Origin of the sequence: Microbacterium sp. JZ31, from assembly GCF_016805985.1 — a bacterium.
GTDB lineage: Bacteria > Actinomycetota > Actinomycetes > Actinomycetales > Microbacteriaceae > Microbacterium.
Map to the genome: position 1 here is coordinate 3,013,635 of NZ_CP017661.1, position 19,038 is coordinate 3,032,672.

The following is a 19,038-nucleotide window of genomic DNA, read 5'->3' on the forward strand; positions in this document are numbered from 1 at the left end:
GTTCAATCGCGGCGGGGACCCTGGGGCGCATGACGATCACATCCCCTGACTCCGATGCGGTGATCCGTCCCGAAGACGAGACGCGTCGCCGCCCCCTGCTGAACCTCCTGATGACGGGTCGCACGCACGGCAAGCGCAGCCCGGTCACCTGCATGTACAAGTGCGACAACGCGTGCTTCCACCCCGTCCCCAACACGTCGGACAACGAGTACTTCCGCGACATCGCGGATGCCGCGCTCAGCCGCCGCGCCGTGCTGGCGGGCGGCGCCGCCGCGGCGAGCGCCATCGTGCTGACGTCCGCCATCGCCGGTGCCGACCCGGCCGCCGCCTCGGTCACGACCGCGGTGTCCACGGGCCGCGGCGGCGGGCGCGCGTTCGGCTTCGAGCCGATCGCCCCCGTGCCGGCCGACGTCGACGCGGTGACGGTGCCGCGCGGCTTCCGCTGGACGCCGATCATCCGCTGGGGCGATCCGCTGTTCAGCCGCCGCGACACGTTCGACCCGAACAACCAGACGGCCGAGAAGCAGGCACGTCAGTTCGGCTACAACAACGACTACCTCGACATCCTCGTCGAGCGGAACGGCCGCGAGGCGCTGCTCGTCGCGAACCAGGAGTACGTCAACCCCGGCATCATGTTCCCGCCGGCGGCCGACGAGGCCGAGCGTCTCGAGCAGCTGCGCGTGTCGAAGGCCGCGCACGGCATGGCGGTCGTCGAGCTCGAGCGCCGCCGCTCCGGCGAGCCGTGGACCTACCGCGTCGGCGGCCGCCGCAACCGCCGCATCACCGCGGACACCCGCATGGTGTTCTCGGGTCCCGCGGCCGGCTCCGACCTGCTCAAGACCGTCGAGGACCCGGCGGGCCGCTACCCCGTCGGCACGTTCGGCAACTGCGCGGGCGGAACGACCCCGTGGGGCACCGTGCTGTCGGGCGAGGAGAACTTCAACGGCTACTTCGTGGCGCCCGGCGTCTCGCCCGAGCAGAAGCGCTACGGTCTCAGCCCGAACCCCTCGAGCTACGGCTGGGAGGCCGTCGACCCCCGCTTCGATGCGCGTCAGCCGGGCTACGAGAACGAGCCGAACCGCTTCGGCTGGATCGTCGAGATCGACCCCGAGAACCCCCACGAGCCGCCGGTCAAGCACACGGCGCTCGGCCGCATGAAGCACGAGGGCGCCAACGTCACGATCAGCCGCTCGGGTCACGCCGTGGCGTACATGGGCGACGACGAGCGCTTCGACTACCTCTACAAGTTCGTCTCGGCGGAGCGGTACCAGCGCGGCAACAGCCGCTGGGCCCGCGCGCACAACAAGAAGCTGCTGAGCGCCGGATCGCTGTACGTCGCGAAGTTCTCGGGCGACTCGCCCGTCGAGGAGATCACCGGCACGGGCGCGCTCCCCTCGGACGGCACCTTCGACGGCACGGGCGAGTGGGTGCCGCTGATGGTCGACGGCCGCAGCAAGGTGCCCGGCTTCACGGTCGAGCAGGTGCTCGTGAACACCCGGCTCGCGGCCGACAAGGTCGGGGCGACCAAGATGGACCGCTGCGAGGACGTCGAGCCCAACCCCAAGACCGGCCGGGTGTACGTCGCGTGCACCAACAACACGGATCGCGGCAAGGCGGGCAAGGAGGGCGCGACCGAGACGAACCCGCGCAACTCCAACCGCGACGGTCACGTGATCGAGATCACCGAGGCCCGGGGCGACAACTCGTCGACGCGGTTCGGCTGGAGCATCCTGCTGCTGTGCGGCGACCCCGCCACGACGCCGAACACGTACTTCGCGGGCTACCCGGCCGACCGCGTGTCGCCCATCTCGTGCCCGGACAACCTGACGTTCGACTCGGACGGCAACCTGTGGATCTCGACCGACGGCCAGCCCGGCACGATCGGCTACAACGACGGCCTGTTCCGCGTGCCGCTCGAGGGCCGGGACCGCGGTCGCGTGCAGCAGTTCCTCGCGGTGCCGCGCGAGGCCGAGACCTGCGGCCCGGTCGTGCACGACGAGGACGGCAGCGTGTTCGTCGCGGTGCAGCACCCGGGAGAGGACGGCGAGTGGGACGCGCAGCACTCCTACTTCCCCGACTACATCCAGCCCGGCGCCGTGCGCGGCGGCAAGTGGGGCGGGCCGCGCCCCTCGGTGATCCAGATCACCAAGCGCTGATCACGCGCGAGACGCCCGGCCTCCTCGAGGGGCCGGGCGTCTCCGCGTGTCAGCGGACGTGCCTCAGCGGACCGTGACTTCCGCGTCCGCGGGGTGCAGCAGGAACCAGCGCCAGCCGTACGGCTCGAGGTCGAGCGACAGCGGTGCCGTCGCGTCGATCGCCGCGCCGGTCATCCGATCGGTGAGGATCGAGTCGTCCGCGTCCACGGTGATCCGGACCGACGTGCCCTTGTCTGCGAAGCTGTGCAGCGCGAGCATCGCCCAGTCCTCGCCGCGGCAGACGTGCGCGAGCACCTCGGCGGGCCCGCCGTGCAGCACCTCCAGGTGCGCCCACGCCTGCTCGGGCGTCGAGCGGTACAGGCCGATGAGCTGTCGCAGGTGGGACAGCAGCGAGCCGGGGTCGGCGAGCTGGTCATCGACGTTGACCTGCTCCGGACCGTACGGTCCCGCGGGCGCCTGCCGCACCCAGCGCGACGGCCGCGCGGTCGAGAAGCCGCCCTCGCTCGCCCACTGCATGGGCGTGCGCACCGCGAGCCTGCCCGGCACATCGAGGTTCTCGCCCATGCCGATCTCCTCGCCGTAGAACAGGATCGGCGTGCCCGGCAGCGCGAACGTGAGTGCGTAGACCATGCGCACGGCGCGCTCATCCTGGACCATCGAGGGCAGCCGGCGGCGGATGCCGCGGCCGTAGACGCGCATGCCCTCCTCCGGCGCGAACGCCTCGAACACCTCGTCGAGCTCCTTGGGCGCGAGCTGGTCGAGCGTGAGCTCGTCGTGGTTGCGCACGAAGTTCGCCCACTGCTGCGACGAGTCGACCTCGGGCCGGGACGCGAGCATGTCGCCGAGCGCCCGCGCGTCGCCGCGCACGAGGGAGAGGTACAGCCGCTGCATCGCGGGGAAGTCGAACTGGAGCTGGAGGCCGTCGCGCGCCTGCCCGAACCACCGCTTGCCCTGCTCGTACGGCAGATTCACCTCGCCGAGCAGGAACGCCTCGGCACTGCGGCGCGCGAGGAACTCGCGCACGCGGGCGAGGTGATCCACGCCGTTGTACTCGTGCGTCTCGGAGCCGTCGGCCCCCGTGCCGCCCGCGTTCGATCCGCCCGCGCCGGCATCTCCCGGACCGCTGTTGAACATGAACGGCACGGCGTCGATCCGGAAGCCGGAGACGCCGAGCTCGAGCCACAGGCCGAGGTTCTTGTCGATCTCCCGCCGCACATCGGGCAGCGCGACGTTGAGATCGGGCTGATCGTGCAGGAAGTGGTGCAGGTAGTACTGACCCGTCTTCTCATCGCGGGTCCACGTGCTGTCCTCCTTGTCGGGGAAGACGGGCGGATCCGGGTTCTCGGGCGGCTCGTCGCGCCACACGTACCAGTGGCGCTTCGGATCGTCCTTCGATCTCCGTGCCTGCTTGAACCAGGCGTGCTGGTCGGAGGTGTGGTTCATGACGAAGTCGACGATGATCCGGATGCCCATCCCGCGCGCGACCCGGAGCAGCTCGACCATGTCGCCGAGTGTGCCCAGACGCGGATCGATCGAGAAGAAGTCCGTGATGTCGTAGCCGTCGTCGCGGTGCGCGGTCGGGAAGAACGGCATGAGCCACAGGCACGTCACGCCGAGATCCGCGAGGTACGGAAGGCGCGAGATCAGTCCCGGGATGTCGCCGACGCCGTCGCCGTCCGAGTCCTGAAACGTCTCGATGTCCAGGCAGTAGAAGACGGAGTGACGCCACCACAGGTCCGCCGCGTCGATCGGGATCGGCGCGCGCCGGGCGCCCTTGAGCATCTGGTCCTGCGAGATCCGGAAGCGCGTCACAGCTGGGTCCTCAGCTCCGGCAGGATGCGCTCCCCCAGCAGGTCGATGAACGCCTCCTGATCGTCGGCCTCCGCGCCCACCTGGTGCAGCATCAGGTCGTCGAACCCGGCGTCGGCGAGCTCGGCGAGCCGGTCGCGGAGGACGGACGCATCGGACGTCACGATCATCCCGGCGCGCAGCTGCTCATCGGTCGCACGCTCGGTGCGGCGCGCGAACTCCTCCGGGAACGCGATGTCCCAGCACTCCGGCGCCCCGACGGTGCCGTTGCGCCAGTGGCGGCGCGCCATGTCGAGCGCCCGCGCCTCGCTCTCGGCGTACGCGATGTGCACCTGCAGCCGCGCGGGTCCGGGCCCGCCCGCGCCGCGATACGCCTGCACCACGTCGCGCGCGGCGCGCGCCTCGGTGCCGACCGTGATGAGGCCGTCCGCCCATGCGGCATGCTCGGCCGCCGACTCGAGCGACACCGCGGCGGCCAGCAGCGGCGGCGGCTCGGCGGGCAGCGAGTACACGCGCGCCCGGTCGACGCGCACCAGCCCGTCGTGCGTGACCTCCTCGCCCGCCAGCAGCGCGCGGATGACGTCGACGCACTCGCGCAGTCGTTGTTCGCGGGTCTCCTTGTCGGGCCACGGATCGCCCGTGACGTGCTCGTTCATCGCCTCGCCGGATCCCAGCGCGGCCCAGAAGCGCCCGGGGAACATCTCGCCCAGGGTCGCGATCGCCTGCGCGGTCGTCACCGGATGCGTGCGCTGCCCGGGGGCCGTGACGACGCCGAACGGCAGGCTCGTCGCCTGCAGCGCCGCGCCCAGCCACGAGAACGCGTAGCCGCTGTGCCCCTGTTCGGGCAGCCACGGCGCGAGGTGGTCGGAGCACATCGCCGCGTCGAACCCGGCCTCCTGCGCACGCAGGGCGTGGCGGACGAGCCGGGACGGCGGGATCTGCTCGTGCGAACAGTGATACCCGTACGCTGTCATGCCCCCATGCCATCCCACCCAGCGGGCCGGGCGAAAGGGGGTTGCGCTCGGACGGCGTCGTCCCCCGCTCACCGTGCGCGCCGACGCGCCGGAGCGCGCAGGGCGCAACGCCGCCGCGTCAGGCGCGCGCTTCGACGTCCTTGCGACGCGCCCAGCGGGCCGGCAGATCCGGCCCGTCCCACACCTTGACGATGCCCCACGCCACCGCGGTGAGCGGCACGGCGAGCACCGCGCCGACGATGCCGCCGGTCACGGTGCCGATCGTCAGGGCGACGAGGATGACCAGGCTGTGGAGCTTGAGCGCGCGTCCCATCAGCACGGGCTGCAGGAAGTTGCCCTCGAGCTGATTCACGACGACGATGATGCCGACCACGATCAGCGCGGTGACCAGGCCGTTCGCCACCAGTGCGACGAGGGCCGCGAGGACGCCGGCGAGCACGGCACCCACGATCGGGATGAACGCGAGCACGAACACCAGCACGGCGAGCGCCGGCCAGAGCGGCACCTGCAGGATCGCCAGGCCGATGCCGATGCCGACCGCGTCCACGGCGGCGACCGTCGCGGTGCCGCGGATGTAGGCGCCGAACGTGTTCACGGTCGTGCTGCCCGCGCGGCGGGCCCGCGCGTGCCACTCGCCCGTGAACGGGCGGCGCAGGAACTCCCAGATCTCCGGGCCGTCCTTGAGGAAGAAGAACAGCACGACGACCATGAGCACGAGCCCCGTGACGAAGTCGGTCACGGCGCCCACGCCCGCGAGCGCTCCGCTGCCGAACTGCGCGCTCGTGAGGAAGTCGGTCGCCTGGTTGATCCACTCCTGGAACTGCTGCTCGTCGATGTGGAACGGCCCCGTCTGAGCCCAGGCCAGCACACGCTGCACGCCCTCGCTCGCCTGCTGGTAGAGCTCGTCCCACTGGCTGCGCACGGCCGACACGATGAGCCAGCCGACGAGGCCCAGCCCCACCACGATCAGCGCCAGCACGATCAGCGTCGCGGGCATCGACCCGATCCCGCGCGACCTCAGCGCCCGCATGAGCGGCTCGAACGCGCACGCGAGGATGAGGGCCAGCAGCACCGGGATCACGACGAGCGTCAGCGTGCGCAGGCCCCAGATCACGCCGGCCGCGAGCAGGACGATCGCGATGATCTGGATCGACCGCGTCGCGACGCTCCCGAGGCTGTCCGTCCACAGCCGGCGGACGGGTGGCGTCGGCTTCGGCGTCTCGATCCTGACGGGCGTGCGGCGGCGCTTGAAGAACATGTCGTCGTCCCCTCGAGTCCTTTCCTCCACTCTCCCACGCGCACGCGATCGGGCGGAGTGCTTGACGGGCGCGCCCCGCCAGGCAAGGGGCGGGACGCGTCGCACCGCCTCAGGCGGAGCGGAACGCGAGCTCGAAGAGACGGCGGGCGCGCGCCGCGACCGTCGCCCGGTCGCTCTCGGGGGTCGAGGCGAGCTCGTGCGCGAGCATGCTGATCGCGATCTGGACGTCGAGCGTCTGCACGTGCGTTCCGATCCGGCCCGCCGTCTGATCGCGCTCGCGCAGCAGGTCGACGAGCCGGTCGAGACGAAGGGCGAGCTCGCGGGCGCGGGGGTCGTGCTGGTGCTCCGACAGCAGCCGGATGAACGCCGTCGAGACCGAGGCCTGATCGATCACGCGGTCGAGGAGCGTCATGATGGTGCCGTCCTCGCGCAGCGCCTCCTCGAGCGCGTCCACGTTCTCGTCGAACACGGCCAGGACGAGCGCGACGCGATCGGGGAAGTGGCGGTACAGCGTGCCCTGCCCCACTCCCGCGCGCTTGGCGATCGCGCTGAAGGGAACGGCCGGGCCCTGCTCCGCGTAGACCGCGCGGGCCGCGGCGATGAGCGCCCGGCGGTTGTCGGCGGCGGCCGCCGGACCGCGGTTGGGCGCCGACGACCGGCGCGCATCGACGCGTGGACGAGAAGTGCTCATCGGCGTAGCGTATCTACCGGACAGCATTGTCCGATACACGTGTGTCAGGTGAAAGGACCCTCATGGCACTCAGCAAGCACAACACCATCGGCGAGTGGCTGGCCGACCCGGCCGGCAACGCCGCCCTCTCCGAGCTCCTCGCCAAGGCCGGCGGATCGGTCGACTCGCTCGGACCCGCCAAGAGCTTCACGCTGGCTCAGCTCGTGTCGATGAGCCAGGGCCAGTTCACGGACGAGATGGCCGACGCGCTGATCACGGCGGTCGGCGGCGAGACCGAGGAGGCCGTCGGCGAGCAGGGAGTCGCCGCGCCGGCCCCGTCCGAGTTCATCGAGAAGATCACGCCCGGCCGCTTCGCCGGCAAGACCGTGATCGTGACCGGAGCCGGCTCCGGCATCGGCCGCGCCACCGCGTCGCGCGTCGCGCGCGAGGGCGGCCGCGTCATCGCGGTGGACATCAGCCGGGAGCGCCTCGACGAGTTCGCGGCCGCGCACTCCGACGCCGAGATCGTGGCCCTCGCGGCCGACATCACGGACGACGCGGGCGTCGCCGAGATCGTCGCCGCGGCGGAAGGCCGGATCGACGGCCTCGCGAACGTCGCCGGGATCATGGACGACATGACGCCCGTCGGCGAGGTCACCGACGCCGTGTGGAACCGGGTGTTCAACGTGAACGTCAACGGCACCATGAAGCTGATGCGCGCCGTGATCCCCGCCATGCAGAAGGCCGCCGCCGGGCAGATCGTGAACGTCGCGAGCGAGGCGGGCCTGCGCGGCTCGGCCGCCGGCGCCGCCTACACGGCCTCGAAGCACGCGGTGATCGGCCTGACCAAGTCGGCCGCGTTCATGTACACAGGATCCGGCATCCGTGTGAACGCCGTGTGCCCCGGTGGCGTGGCGACGAACATCGAGGCGGCGTTCGCGTCGCCGCTCGGCGCCGAGCGCATCCAGCGCGCCATGGCGATCCTGCCCGCGGTCGCCCAGTCCGACCAGCTCGCGGCCTCGATCACGTGGCTGCTGAGCGACGACTCGACGAACGTCAGCGGCGCGATCCTCGCCTCGGACGGCGGCTGGTCCGCCGCGTGAACTGACACCGGCGCGTCGGGCCGCGGCTCGACGCGCCGGTGCGCGGCTGGAGGCGGGACACCTCGCTCACGGAGCACAGCGGCACCGCGCGCGGACGCCGTCTAGGACAGCACCTCCACGACCGCCGGCACGAGCGCCATCGCGGTGCGGCGGTAGCCGAGCGCGCTGGGGTGGAAGCGGTCGAGGCTGAACATCTCGTGCGGGTCGGAGATGAACACGGCGCCCACCGCACGGCGCAGAGACACCGGCCGCGCCCCCGCCGCCGATGCCGCCGCGGCCTGCGCGTTCGCGAGACGCCGCGAGATCCGTGCCCCGAGCGCGCGCAGCGGCTGCGGCACGGGCCGCAGCGCACCGAGGTCGGGGCACGTGCCGACGACGACCTCGGCTCCTGCCGCCCGGAGGCGCCGGATCGCCTGCGTCAAGTGCGTGACCGACGCCGAGATCGGCACGCGATGCGTCACGTCGTTGCCGCCCACGACGATCACCGCCACATCCGCCCGGTAGTCCGCGGGGAGCGCGTCGAGCTGCGCGCCGAGCGCGGACGACTCGGACCCGACCACCGCGGCCGTGCGCAGGCGGACGGGTCGCTTCAGTCGCGCGCCGACGCCCTTGGCGACGCGGGCGCCCAGCGTGTCCTTGCGGCGCTCCGCCCCCAGTCCCGCCGCGATGGAGTCGCCCAGCACGAGCAGCTCGAGCGGCGGCCCGTCGAACCTCTTGCGCCACACCCGGTCGGCGTCGATCGCCTCCTCGCCGTGCGGCTTGCCGATGCGGCTGCGAGCGATCGCGGCCTGCCGCTGCAGCAGCGCGCGTCCGCCGAGCACGGCGCCGGCACCGCCCACGGCCGTGGCTCCGATGATCGCAGCCCGCATGCGTCCCACGGACGGCATTGGATCCCATCCGGGTGAACGACCGCTTGCCCGCACGTGAAGACCTCGGATGCGGGCCGCCGAGTGCGCGTGCCCAGGCCGATTACTCGGGGTCGCGGTCCGTGTCCGGCACGCCCCCGGCCTTGGAGGCGACGGGCGTGGTCGAGACCGAGGGCTGCGCGTCATCGACGGCCGGTTCGTCGGCCGCCGGCGCCTCCGCGTCCGGCTGCTCGACGGGCGCCGCCTGCGCGTACTCGGCCGACAGGCGCCGGTACTGCGGGGTGAGGAACGCCAGCAGCGCGATGAGCACGCAGACGAGGCCGGCGACGAGGAAGATCAGCGCGATGCCGCGGTTCTCGCCCTCGCCGAGCAGCCAGGCCCACTGCGCCTCGCCGTCCTCGCGCATGAAGGGGATCACCCACGTCTGCGCGATCGGCGCGATCAGCAGCGACGTGATCGGCGCCGCCGCCGCCTCGAACGTCATGGCGAAACCGAACACGCGGCCCTGCTTCTCGTACGGCACGACACGCTGGATCACGGTCTGCTCGGCCGCCTCGATCGCCGGGATGCAGGCCATGTAGATCCAGCAGCCGAGGATGTAGAGCCACCCCCACTCGCGCAGCGTGAACACCGCGCCGACACCGCCGATGAACGCGGCGAGCAGCAGCATCGTCCGCATGGGCCGCTTGCCGAGGCCGGTCGCCGCGATCACCGCACCACCCGCGATGAAGCCGGTCGATGCGACCGCGAACCAGATGCCCCAGCCCTGCACCCCGAACAGGTCGATGCCGTACGGGTCCATGAGCGCCATGTACACGCCGCCGACGAAGTTGTTCAGGGTCGAGAACAGCACGAGCGCGAGCAGCCCCGGCGCCGCGAGCACAGCCTGCCAGCCGCCCCGGATGTCCACCCACTTGGTCTGGTTCTCGACATGCACGATCTCGCGCTCGGGGATCCGCAGCGCCGCGAGGTGCAGCATCGCGATCAGCATCGCCGCGAGCCCGATGATCAGCGTCCAGCCCATGCCGAGGAACCCGACCGACAGGCCGCTGAGCACGCTCGTGACGAGCATCGACACGCCCTGAACCGTGCCGACCATGCCGTTCGCGTTCGCGTGCCGCTCGTCGGGCACGAGCAGCGTCACGGTCGTCGACAGGGCGATGCTGCGCAGCTGCTCGACGACCGCGCCGGCGAGCATGACGACCGCGAAGATCCAGAACCACGGCAGCCGCAGGTCGACGATCTGCTCCTCGCCGATCAGGAAGAAGAACGCGGTGTCGAGGCAGAACACGAAGAACGCGATGACCGTCGCCCACAGCATCACGGCCTTCTTGCGGAAGCGGTCGACGAGCGTGCCGAAGAACATGCTGAACACCGAGATGAACAGCATGTAGGCCCCGCCGATCACGCCCGTCGCGATCACGTTGCGCGTCTCGGCATAGATCCAGAACGTCAGCCCGAACCACAAAAAGCTCGTCGTGATGTTCGCGACCGCGGTGTTGATGAGCACGTGCAGGAAGGTGCGCATCCCGCCGGGCGGAGGCGCGACGGCCGTGCGGGTGCTGGTACTGGGTGCGTCCTGCTCCATGAGGCGACCTCCCCGTCGACGTCGTGGTCATACTTGCAAATTACAAGCTCGTGGGTCAAGACCCGGAACCTCCCCCGATGCACGGCACCTTACGACGGGCCTCCGACATCCGGAACGGGAAGCACGAAAGAGGCGCCGCCGGTATCGGCGACGCCTCCTGACGACGGCGGGATCAGGCCAGCGCGGGCACGACCTTCTGCTCGAACAGCTCGACGCCGCTCGGGTCGTACGCGGACTCCGGGAAGTAGTGGATGGCGTAGCCCATCCCCGCGTCGCGCATCGCGGCGAGCTGCTCGGTCACCTGCTCCACCGTGCCGACGAGCGCCTCGCCGCCCGTGTAGCTGTGCATGAAGCGCTCCATGGCGTCGTCCCCGACGTACGGCCGCACGCGCGCCTCGATGGCCTTGAGCCGGTCGGCGACCTCGGCCTCGGTCTCTCCGATCACGGTGTTGAAGTTCGCCGACCGCGTGATCGACGCGAAGTCGCGGCCGAGCCGCTCGGTGTGCCCGCGCAGGATGTCGCTCTTGCGGGTGAAGTTCTCGACCCCGCCGTTGAAGTTCGTGTACGACGCGTACTTCGCGGCGATCTTCAGCGTGACCTTCTCGCCGCCGCCGGCGATCCAGAACGGGATGCCGCCGCCCTGCACGGGCATCGGACGCACGATCGCGCCGTCGACCTCGTAGTACGTGCCGTCGAGCGTCGCGGATCCGGTCTCCCAGGCCTGCTTCATGATCTCGACGCCCTCGCCGAGCATCTTCAGGCGATCCGGGATCTCCGGGAAGCCGTAGCCGTACGCGCGCCACTCGTGCTCGTACCAGCCGCCGCCGATGCCCATCTCGAGCCGGCCGGCCGAGACGTGGTCGACGGTCGCGGCGACCTTGGCGAGGTACGCGGGGTTGCGGTAGCCCATGCACGTGCACATCTGGCCGAGACGGATGCGGCTCGTCGACGCGGCGAAGGCGGACATGAGCGTCCAGGCCTCGTGTGTCGCCTCCTCACTCGGCACCGGAGTGGTGTGGAAGTGGTCGTAGACCCACAGCGACTCCCACGGCCCGGCGTCGGCCGCGATCGCCAGCGACTGCATCGTGCTCCAGTGCTGTGCCGGGTCGATGTCGACCAGATCGAAGCGCCAGCCCTGCGGAATGAAGATCCCGAATCGCATCCTTGCTCTCCTCGCGTCGTCGCCGGCGCCGCCGCCGGACGCTCGTCAGGCTATCGGCTGGACGATCCGCCCGGGTCGCGGCTCCCCGCTGCGGCGTCAGGGAACCCTGTGCAGCCACGCGTCCGTGGCGAACTTCGACGCGACCAGCGCCTCGGCCTCGGCGTACTCGTCGGGCGTGATCGTGCCCATGGTCGCGCCCGTGAACTGCTGGAACGACGCGATGAGCCTGTCGATGATCTCGCGGCGCGCGAGCCCGGTCTGGCTGCGCAGCGGATCCACGCGCTTCGCGGCCGAGGCAGTGCCCTTGTCGCTGAGCTTCTCGCGCCCGATGCGCAGCACCTGTGTGAGCGTCTCGCCGTCGATGTCGTAGCTGAGCGTCGCGTGGTGCAGCACGCCGCCGTTCGCGAGGCGCTTCTGGGCGGCGCCGCCGATCTTGCCCGTCGGGCTCGCGATGTCGTTGAGCGGCTGGTAGGTCGCGTCGATGCCCATCGACCGCAGCGCCTGCAGCACCCAGTCGTCGAGGAACGCGTACGAGTCGGCGAACGTCAGGCCCGCCACCAGCGAGGCCGGCACGTACAGCGAGTACGTGATGATCTGCCCCGCGCCCATCAGCATCGCGCCGCCGCCGGAGATCCGGCGCACGACGTCGAAGCCGTGGCGGGCGGCGCCGTCCGGGTCGACCTCGTTGCGATACGACTGGAAGGATCCGATCACGACGGCCGACTGGTCCCACTCCCAGATGCGCAGCGTCGGCTTGCGTCGACCGTCGCCCACGCGGCCCGTCAGCACCTCGTCGAGCGCGAGGTTGATGTGCGGCGAGACGGCGGGGTCGTCGACGACCTCCCACTCGAAGTCGGTCCACGCCGAGGCCGTCACGAGCGCTCGGCGCACCGCGGTGCCCACCGCCTCGGGAGTGAAGCCCAGCAGCTGCGTGCCGGGGGGCAGCGCGCCGCGCACCGCGGCGGCGATCGTCGGCACGTCCGCGGTGTCGGGCAGCCCGTTGACCGCGGCATTGATGTCGAGCAGCGCGTCGTCCGGCTCGAGGAAGAAGTCGCCCGCGAGCTGGAACTCGGCGATCCTCCCGTCGACGACCTCGAGGTCGACGACCACGAGCTTGCCCCCTGGCACCTTGTATTCGCCGTGCATGCACCCAGCCTATGCGCGTCGTGCGCGCACGGATCCGGCGTCGACCGGGCACGCGCGCGCCGAGCCGGCATGCCCGATCCTGCCCGCTCGGGGTGTCGACGCCCGCTCGCGATGGTTGGATCAGGGCATGGAACTCACTGCGGGGCTGGCGCTGCTGCTCGTGTCCGTCGCGACGTGGGCGATCGCCACCGTTGTCCTCATCCGGGATCATCCCGACGCGCGCGTGCCGCTGTGGCACAGGCCCTTGCGCCTCTCTCGGCGCGCGATGCTTCTGCGGGCGACCGCCGGCGCGTGCGGCGTCCTGGGCGTCGCGTTCCTCGAGCACCCCGCGGTGTGATGGGCGCTCGTCGGCTGGGTGCTGGCGACCGCGCTGGTGATCCTCGCGCCGCTCATCCAGCACAACCGCCGCGTCGAGGCTCGCGCATGAGGCCGCTGCGCGCCGTCATCGCCACCGGCTCCGGCCGCTACGCGGATCCGTGGCATCCCTTCGCCGAGACGTCGGATCGGCTGCGTCGCATGCTCGAGGAGGCGGGCTTCGCCGTGGACATCGCGCCCGTGGACGATGCGCTGCAGCGGCTCGTCGGCGCGGATCTGCTCGTGGTCAACGCCGGCGATCCGTGGGACGAGGACCCGCCCGCAGTCGGCGCACCGGCGGCGTCCGTCGCCGGGCTCGAGGCGGCGCTCGAGCGCGGCATCGGCGTGCTCGCGATGCACGCGGCACTGTCCTCGCTGCGCGACCACGCCGCGTGGGCGCCGGCGGTGGGCGGCGTCTGGCTGCCCCGCGCGTCGATGCACCCGCCGATCTCGGACGCCACGTTCTCGTGGAGCGCGCATCCCCTGGCCGGCACCGAGCCGCTGACCGCGTTCGACGAGCGCTACGCCTTCCTGCAGGCGGTCGGCGAGCGCGAGGTCGTCGCCACCCACGAGCACGCAGGCGTCGTGCACCCGGTCGTCTGGGTGCGCGAGCACGGCGCCGCTCGCGTCGCGGTCGATCTGCTCGGCCACGACACCCGTTCGTACGACTCGCCGTCGCACCGCGCGCTCATCGCCCGGCTGGCGACCTGGGCGGTGAGGTTCTGACCGGGGATCGACCGGCCGCTCCGCCCGCGCGTTCTCGCCCAACCCGCAGCAGATAAGGTGCGGCGGCGTCAGGTCCGGCGGCGCGCTGGGCGCTCGTCGAGCTCGTCCTCGTCGTCGACGAGGCGGATGGCCGCGGTCTGAGCGCCCTGGTCGCTGAACTCCTCGGGCGCGACCGTGGGCTGCGGCCGCGTGATGACCTCGATCGGCCGCGTCTCGTCGAGCGTCAGGCCGAAGCCCTCGTCGCGGCGGCGGTGCAGGCGGCCCGATGCGATCACCCATGTGAGCCCGATCGCGCACGCCGCGAGTCCGCCGGCCGCGCCGACGAGGATCGCCGCGCGCGGGCCGAACTCGGCCGCGATCCAGCCGACGAGCGGCGCGCCGAGCGGGGTGCCGCCCATCAGGATCGCGACGTACAGCGCGAGCACGCGGCCGCGCAGCGAGGCGTCGGTCGTGGTCTGCACGTAGCCGTTCGCGGTCGTCAGCGTGGTCACGACCGTGAAGCCGACGAACACGAGGCACACGGCGTACAGCCAGTAGATCGGCATGAACGCCGACACGATCGACACGACGCCGAACCCGCCTGTCGCCAGGATCGCCACGCGCAGCCGCGCGCGGGCGCGACGGGCCGCGAGCAGCGCGCCCACGAGCGATCCGATCGCCAGGATCGAGCTCAGCAGGCCGAATCCGTCCGCCTCCTGCCCGAACTCGAGCGCCATGGTCGAGGCGAAGATCGGGAAGTTCATGCCCAGCGCGCCGAGCAGAAACACCATCGCGAAGATCACCATGAGGTCGGGGCGCCGCGCGACGTAGCGGAAGCCGTCCGCGAGGCGGGCCGAGGCGTCCGCCTTCTTGCGCGGGATGAGCTCGCCGGACCGGATCGCGAACAGTGCCACGAGCATGCCCGCGAACGCGAGCACGTTCAGCAGGAACACCCAGCCCGTGCCGACCGCGACGATCAGCAGACCCGCGACGGCGGGGCCGATCATGCGGGCGCCGTTGAACGAGGCGGCGTTGAGCGCGACCGCGTTGGAGGCGTTCTCGCGCCGCACGAGGTCGGTGACGAACGCCTGCCGCGCGGGGTTGTCGAACGCGACGACGAGGCCCATGACGAAGGCGAAGACGTACATCAGCGGCAGCGTCATGACGTCGAGCAGCAGCAGGGTGCCGATCGTGAACGACAGCAGCAGCAGGACGACCTGCGTGACCATCAGGATGCGCCGGCGATCGAATCGGTCGGTGACCCAGCCGGAGACGCCGACGAGCAGCAGCGGCGGCCCGAACTGGAGGGCCATCGTGACGCCCATGGCGCCGGCGTCGTTGTCGGTCAGCTGCGTGAGCACGACCCAGCTCTGCGCCGTCGACTGCATCCACGAGCCGACGTTCGACACGAGCGCGCCGATGAACCAGACGCGGAAGTTGAACGAGGCGAAGGATCGGAACATCGCGCTCATCGCTCGATCACCTCCAGGATGATGCGCGCGGCGGCGCGCAGCGTGTCGCGGTCGGCCTCGGGCACGTCGGCCAGCACCCTCGCGAGCCACTCGTCGCGGCGCTGCACGGTGTCGCGCACGACCGTGTCGCCCTTGTCCGTGATGGCGATGTTGACCTTGCGGCGGTCGACCTCGTCGGGCTCGCGCGTGATGTAGCCCTCCTCCTCGAGGCAGTTGACCGTGCGGTTCATGGACGGCGCGGTCACGCCCTCACGCTCCGCGAGCGCGGTGAGGGTGTGCGGTCCGTGCAGCTTCAGCACGACGAGCACCGCGAACTGTCCATCGGACATCGTGGTGACCGCTCGCTGCTGCCGGAGGCGTCGTGACAGCCGCATCGCCGCGGCACGGATCTCGGAGGCGTCAGAGGAGAGGTCGGTCATCATTGCTTAGCATAACTCATTAGTTTGGGTAAGTATACCGCCCGGGCCTGACGTCACCGTCGAGGCCGCGCCGTCGCGCTCTGGCAGGATCGGCGCATGCCCGAGTTCATCGACGACCACGGGGTCGCGATCGTCTACGACGTCCATCCGGCAGAGCCCGCCCGGGGCGTCGTGCAGCTGCTGCACGGCGTCGGGGAGCACGCCGGACGCTATGCCGCGCTGATCGACGCGCTGGTCGGCGCGGGCTTCACGGTCTATGCGGACGACCACCGCGGACACGGCCGCACGGGAATGCGCCAGCACGGCGACGACGCCGCGCGGCTCGGCCGGCTCGGAGCGGGCGGCCACGCGGCGGCGGTCGCGGCGGTCGCACGGATGACGCGGATCATCCGGGACGACGATCCAGGCCTCCCGCTCGTCCTGGTCGGTCACTCGTGGGGATCGTTCCTCGCGCAGATGCTGCTCGATCGCGATCCGGCCGCGTACGACGCCGTGGTCCTCAGCGGATCGGCGCTGCGCTGGCCGGGCTCGCTGAATCCGGCGCCGCTCAACGCCCGCTGGAAGGGCCCGGACGCCCTCGGGGTGGAGTGGCTGTCGTCTGACCTTGAGGTCGGACGTGCCTTCCTCGACGACCCGCTCACCACGACGACGCCCCTGCTGCGGCTGTTCGGCGTGCGCGACGCGGCCGGCATCATGTTCGGCCGGCCGCGGCGCGGCCTGCGGCGGATCGCCGGACACGACGTGCCGATCCTGCTGCTCGTCGGCGAGGACGATCCGGTCGGCGGACCCGCGTCCGTGCGCAGGCTCGAGGACGCCTACCGCGTGCGCTCGGGCTTCGAGGACCTCACGACCCGCGTGTATCCCGGTGCTCGCCACGAGATCTTCAACGAGGTCGCGCAGGCCGAGATCCGCGCGGATCTGCTGGCCTGGCTGGAGGAGCGGTTTCCGGCGTGATCGCCCGCCGGGCTCCATCCGAGGCAGGGTGCGACCGTTTCGACTCCTCGCTGCGCTCGTCGCTCAACGAACAGCGGGGTTCCGCTGCGCTCGTCGCTCAACGAACAGGGGCGGAAGACCCCACGCTCGTTGAGCGAGCGAAGCGAGTCGAAACGGCCCGGACCACCGGCGACCGCCGCCCGAGGTGGCGAGCGACCGTTTCGACTCCTCACTGCGCTCCTCGCTCGAGGAACGGCGGGGGCAACCTGTCAGACGGAGCGAACCCGGGCGAGGTGTCAGCCGCGCAGCGCCACCTGCAGCTGCTCGAGCGCCCAGTCGATCTCCGTGGCGCGGATGACGAGCGGCGGTGCGATGCGCAGCGTCTGGCCGTGCGTGTCCTTCGCGAGTACGCCGCGCGCGAGGAGGCGCTCGGCGACCTCGCGGCCCGTGCCGCGCGACGGATCGATGTCGACGCCCGCCCAGAGGCCCGCCGACCGCACCGCCACGACGCCGTCGAGCTTCTCGAGCCCCTGCCGCAGGTGCGCGCCGAGCTCGCGCGAGCGCTCCTGGAATCGGCCCGACTTCAGCAGCTCGACGACCTTGAGCCCGACGGCCGCGGCGAGCGGGTTGCCCCCGAACGTCGAGCCGTGCTCGCCGGGCCGGATGACGCCCAGCACGTCCTGGTCGGCCACGACCGCCGAGACCGGCAGGATGCCGCCGCCCAGCGCCTTGCCGAGGAGGTACACGTCGGGCACCACGCCCTCGCGGTCGCACGCGAACGTCTCGCCCACGCGGCCGAGGCCCGACTGGATCTCGTCCGCGATGAACAGGACGTTGCGCGCGGACGTGACCTCGCGCACGCGCCGCAGGTAGCCCTCGGGCGGCAGGACGACGCCGCCCTCGCCCTGGATCGGCTCGATCAGCACGGCGACCGTCCGATCCGTGATCGCGGCCTCGATGGCGTCCGCGTCGCCGTACGGGACGGCGACGAAGCCCGGCGCGTACGGACCGAAGTCGGTGTGCGCCTGCGGATCGTCGCTGAAGCCGACGATCGTCGTCGTGCGCCCGTGGAAGTTGCCGCGCGCGACGATGATCTCGGCCGCGCCCGCCGGGACGCCCTTCACGCGATAGCCCCACGCGCGCGCGACCTTGATGCCCGTCTCGACCGCCTCGGCGCCCGTGTTCATGGGCAGCACGAGGTCCTTGCCGCACAGCTCGGCGAGCGCGTCGGTGAAGGACGCGAGCCTGTCGTTGTAGAAGGCGCGGCTCGTCAGCGTGAGGCGACCCAGCTGATCCTGCGCCGCCTGCACGAGCTCGGCGTTCAGGTGGCCGAAGTTCAGCGCGGAGTAGCCCGACAGCATGTCGAGGTAGCGCTTGCCCTCCGCGTCGGTGACCCACGCGCCGTCGCCGGTCGCGATCGTGACGGGCAGCGGGTGGTAGTTGTGCGCGACGTGCGGCTCGTGCGCGGCCGTCACCTCGCACCTCCCGGCTCGCCCGCGGCACCGCGCAGCTCGAGCGTGCAGCACTTGATACCTCCGCCGCCGAGCAGCAGCTCGGACAGGTCGACGAGGATCGGGTTGTAGCCCCGCTCGCGCAGCTGCGCCTCGAAGCCCTTGGCCCGCGGGGAGATGATGACGTTCCGGCCGTCGCTCGCCGAGTTCAGGCCGAACACCGCGCCGTCGGCGTCCGAGACCCGGATGGCGTTCGGGAACCGGCGCTCGAGCTCGGCCCGGCTCGCGTCGTCGAACGCGTGCGGCAGGTAGGCGATGCCCGGCTCGGCGCCGTCCTCGACCACCGGGTCCAGGATCGCGATGGCCGTGTCCAGATGGTAGAAGCGCGGGTCGACGAGCATGAGGCTCACGACCTCGCGGTTGAAGACGCGCGCGACCTCGGCGTGGCTGTCGCCGGTCGAGCGGAAGCCCGTGCCGGCGAGGATCACGTCGCCGGCGAGGAGGAAGTCCCCCTCGCCCTCGTTGACCTCCTCCGGCACCCGGGTGTCGAACCCGTTGGCGCGGAACCAGTCGATGAAGGCCGGCGCCTCGCCCTGGCGCTCGACGTACCGGAACTCGGGGCCGTACGCGACGCCGTCGATCACGAAGCCGCCGTTGGCGGTGTAGACCATGTCGGGGTAGCCGGGCAGCGGGTCGATCAGCTCGACCTCGTGCCCCAGCTCGAGGTACGTGTCGTAGAGCTTCTGCCACTGCGCGACGGCGAGCGCGGTGTCCGTCGGGTTGGCCGGCTCCATCCACGGGTTGATCGAGTAGCTCACCGTGAAGTGCTCGGGACGGCACATCAGGTAGCGGCGGCGGTGTGCGATGCGTTCGGACATGTTGCTCCTCAGCGAAGGGGCGGCGGACGCTGTCCAGAGGCCCGGCGGAGCGAGGGGAACGCCAACGGCACGGGCACGCCGGGTCCATTGTGGC

17 protein-coding genes are annotated in these 19,038 nt (G+C 71.4%); 5 read left to right on the forward strand and 12 right to left on the reverse strand.

Annotated elements, in window-relative coordinates; all coding sequences use genetic code 11:
* Nucleotides 1-29 precede the first annotated feature (29 nt).
* Nucleotides 30-2,156 carry a PhoX family protein gene (locus tag BJP60_RS14305; RefSeq protein ID WP_203136536.1) on the forward strand — a complete coding sequence of 709 codons (2,127 nt, stop codon included), beginning with the start codon at nucleotides 30-32 and terminating at the stop codon, nucleotides 2,154-2,156.
* Nucleotides 2,157-2,219: 63 nt separating this feature from the next.
* On the opposite strand, the gene BJP60_RS14310 is transcribed toward BJP60_RS14305, so the two are convergent.
* The 4 genes from BJP60_RS14310 to BJP60_RS15420 form a co-directional block, all read right to left on the reverse strand.
* Nucleotides 2,220-3,968 carry an alpha-amylase family glycosyl hydrolase gene (locus tag BJP60_RS14310; protein ID WP_238439452.1) on the reverse strand — a complete coding sequence of 583 codons (1,749 nt, stop codon included), beginning with the start codon at nucleotides 3,966-3,968 and terminating at the stop codon, nucleotides 2,220-2,222.
* Nucleotides 3,965-4,939, reverse strand: a complete 975-nt coding sequence (locus BJP60_RS14315; protein WP_203136538.1) for a TIGR03885 family FMN-dependent LLM class oxidoreductase — start codon at nucleotides 4,937-4,939, stop codon at nucleotides 3,965-3,967. Before BJP60_RS14315 ends, BJP60_RS14310 begins: the two co-directional genes overlap by 4 nt.
* A gap of 118 nt (nucleotides 4,940-5,057) precedes the next feature.
* Nucleotides 5,058-6,197 carry an AI-2E family transporter gene (locus tag BJP60_RS14320; RefSeq protein WP_203136539.1) on the reverse strand — a complete coding sequence of 380 codons (1,140 nt, stop codon included), beginning with the start codon at nucleotides 6,195-6,197 and terminating at the stop codon, nucleotides 5,058-5,060.
* A 109-nt stretch (nucleotides 6,198-6,306) separates the two neighbouring features.
* On the reverse strand, nucleotides 6,307-6,888 hold the full coding sequence (locus tag BJP60_RS15420) for a TetR/AcrR family transcriptional regulator (RefSeq protein ID WP_203136540.1): 582 nt from the start codon (nucleotides 6,886-6,888) through the stop codon (nucleotides 6,307-6,309).
* A gap of 62 nt (nucleotides 6,889-6,950) precedes the next feature.
* Between BJP60_RS15420 and BJP60_RS14330 the strand changes: the two genes are divergently transcribed.
* Complete coding sequence (locus tag BJP60_RS14330) at nucleotides 6,951-7,970, forward strand: SDR family NAD(P)-dependent oxidoreductase (protein ID WP_203136541.1); 1,020 nt, start codon at nucleotides 6,951-6,953, stop codon at nucleotides 7,968-7,970.
* Between the two features lie 101 nt (nucleotides 7,971-8,071).
* Here BJP60_RS14330 and BJP60_RS14335 read toward each other — a convergent pair whose 3' ends face one another.
* The 4 genes from BJP60_RS14335 to BJP60_RS14350 form a co-directional block, all read right to left on the reverse strand.
* The gene (locus BJP60_RS14335) at nucleotides 8,072-8,839 is read right to left on the reverse strand and encodes an SGNH/GDSL hydrolase family protein (RefSeq protein WP_203139416.1); all 768 of its coding nucleotides are present in this window, start codon (nucleotides 8,837-8,839) and stop codon (nucleotides 8,072-8,074) included.
* A 100-nt stretch (nucleotides 8,840-8,939) separates the two neighbouring features.
* Nucleotides 8,940-10,424: an MFS transporter gene (locus BJP60_RS14340; RefSeq protein WP_269467741.1), complete on the reverse strand. Its 1,485-nt coding sequence runs from the start codon at nucleotides 10,422-10,424 to the stop codon at nucleotides 8,940-8,942.
* A 172-nt stretch (nucleotides 10,425-10,596) separates the two neighbouring features.
* Nucleotides 10,597-11,586: an LLM class F420-dependent oxidoreductase gene (locus BJP60_RS14345; RefSeq protein WP_203136542.1), complete on the reverse strand. Its 990-nt coding sequence runs from the start codon at nucleotides 11,584-11,586 to the stop codon at nucleotides 10,597-10,599.
* Nucleotides 11,587-11,682: 96 nt separating this feature from the next.
* Nucleotides 11,683-12,732, reverse strand: coding sequence for a lipoate--protein ligase family protein (locus BJP60_RS14350; RefSeq protein ID WP_203136543.1), 1,050 nt, complete (start codon nucleotides 12,730-12,732; stop codon nucleotides 11,683-11,685).
* 127 nt (nucleotides 12,733-12,859) lie between these two features.
* Between BJP60_RS14350 and BJP60_RS14355 the strand changes: the two genes are divergently transcribed.
* Entirely contained in the window at nucleotides 12,860-13,069 is a 210-nt protein-coding gene (locus BJP60_RS14355; RefSeq protein WP_203136544.1) for a hypothetical protein, read from the forward strand.
* An 86-nt stretch (nucleotides 13,070-13,155) separates the two neighbouring features.
* Nucleotides 13,156-13,812, forward strand: a complete 657-nt coding sequence (locus BJP60_RS14360; protein WP_203136545.1) for a ThuA domain-containing protein — start codon at nucleotides 13,156-13,158, stop codon at nucleotides 13,810-13,812.
* A 68-nt stretch (nucleotides 13,813-13,880) separates the two neighbouring features.
* Here BJP60_RS14360 and BJP60_RS14365 read toward each other — a convergent pair whose 3' ends face one another.
* Nucleotides 13,881-15,254, reverse strand: a complete 1,374-nt coding sequence (locus tag BJP60_RS14365) for an MFS transporter (protein ID WP_203139422.1) — start codon at nucleotides 15,252-15,254, stop codon at nucleotides 13,881-13,883.
* 5 nt (nucleotides 15,255-15,259) lie between these two features.
* Nucleotides 15,260-15,682, reverse strand: a complete 423-nt coding sequence (locus BJP60_RS14370; protein WP_238439454.1) for a MarR family winged helix-turn-helix transcriptional regulator — start codon at nucleotides 15,680-15,682, stop codon at nucleotides 15,260-15,262.
* A 96-nt stretch (nucleotides 15,683-15,778) separates the two neighbouring features.
* On the opposite strand from BJP60_RS14370, the gene BJP60_RS14375 reads away from it, so the two are divergent.
* Entirely contained in the window at nucleotides 15,779-16,636 is an 858-nt protein-coding gene (locus BJP60_RS14375; protein WP_203136549.1) for an alpha/beta hydrolase, read from the forward strand.
* Nucleotides 16,637-16,911: 275 nt separating this feature from the next.
* On the opposite strand, the gene rocD is transcribed toward BJP60_RS14375, so the two are convergent.
* Both rocD and ddaH read right to left on the reverse strand, forming a co-directional pair.
* Complete coding sequence (gene rocD / locus BJP60_RS15370; RefSeq protein WP_238439455.1) at nucleotides 16,912-18,090, reverse strand: ornithine--oxo-acid transaminase; 1,179 nt, start codon at nucleotides 18,088-18,090, stop codon at nucleotides 16,912-16,914.
* Nucleotides 18,087-18,944 (reverse strand): dimethylargininase, encoded by an 858-nt coding sequence (gene ddaH / locus BJP60_RS15375; protein WP_238439456.1) that lies wholly within the window; start codon nucleotides 18,942-18,944, stop codon nucleotides 18,087-18,089. Before ddaH ends, rocD begins: the two co-directional genes overlap by 4 nt.
* Nucleotides 18,945-19,038 lie beyond the last annotated feature (94 nt).

Coding starts and splice junctions, on each gene's coding strand:
- BJP60_RS14330 (WP_203136541.1), top strand. CDS start 6,951: ATGGCACTCAGCAAGCACAACACCATCGGCGAGTGGCTGGCCGACCCG.
- BJP60_RS14360 (WP_203136545.1), top strand. CDS start 13,156: ATGAGGCCGCTGCGCGCCGTCATCGCCACCGGCTCCGGCCGCTACGCG.
- BJP60_RS14375 (WP_203136549.1), top strand. CDS start 15,779: ATGCCCGAGTTCATCGACGACCACGGGGTCGCGATCGTCTACGACGTC.
- BJP60_RS14350 (WP_203136543.1), bottom strand. CDS start 12,732: ATGCACGGCGAATACAAGGTGCCAGGGGGCAAGCTCGTGGTCGTCGAC.
- BJP60_RS14365 (WP_203139422.1), bottom strand. CDS start 15,254: ATGTTCCGATCCTTCGCCTCGTTCAACTTCCGCGTCTGGTTCATCGGC.
- BJP60_RS14320 (WP_203136539.1), bottom strand. CDS start 6,197: ATGTTCTTCAAGCGCCGCCGCACGCCCGTCAGGATCGAGACGCCGAAG.
- BJP60_RS14340 (WP_269467741.1), bottom strand. CDS start 10,424: ATGGAGCAGGACGCACCCAGTACCAGCACCCGCACGGCCGTCGCGCCT.
- BJP60_RS14345 (WP_203136542.1), bottom strand. CDS start 11,586: ATGCGATTCGGGATCTTCATTCCGCAGGGCTGGCGCTTCGATCTGGTC.
- BJP60_RS15420 (WP_203136540.1), bottom strand. CDS start 6,888: ATGAGCACTTCTCGTCCACGCGTCGATGCGCGCCGGTCGTCGGCGCCC.
- ddaH (WP_238439456.1), bottom strand. CDS start 18,944: ATGTCCGAACGCATCGCACACCGCCGCCGCTACCTGATGTGCCGTCCC.
- BJP60_RS14355 (WP_203136544.1), top strand. CDS start 12,860: ATGGAACTCACTGCGGGGCTGGCGCTGCTGCTCGTGTCCGTCGCGACG.
- BJP60_RS14315 (WP_203136538.1), bottom strand. CDS start 4,939: ATGACAGCGTACGGGTATCACTGTTCGCACGAGCAGATCCCGCCGTCC.
- BJP60_RS14335 (WP_203139416.1), bottom strand. CDS start 8,839: ATGCGGGCTGCGATCATCGGAGCCACGGCCGTGGGCGGTGCCGGCGCC.
- BJP60_RS14370 (WP_238439454.1), bottom strand. CDS start 15,682: ATGACCGACCTCTCCTCTGACGCCTCCGAGATCCGTGCCGCGGCGATG.
- BJP60_RS14305 (WP_203136536.1), top strand. CDS start 30: ATGACGATCACATCCCCTGACTCCGATGCGGTGATCCGTCCCGAAGAC.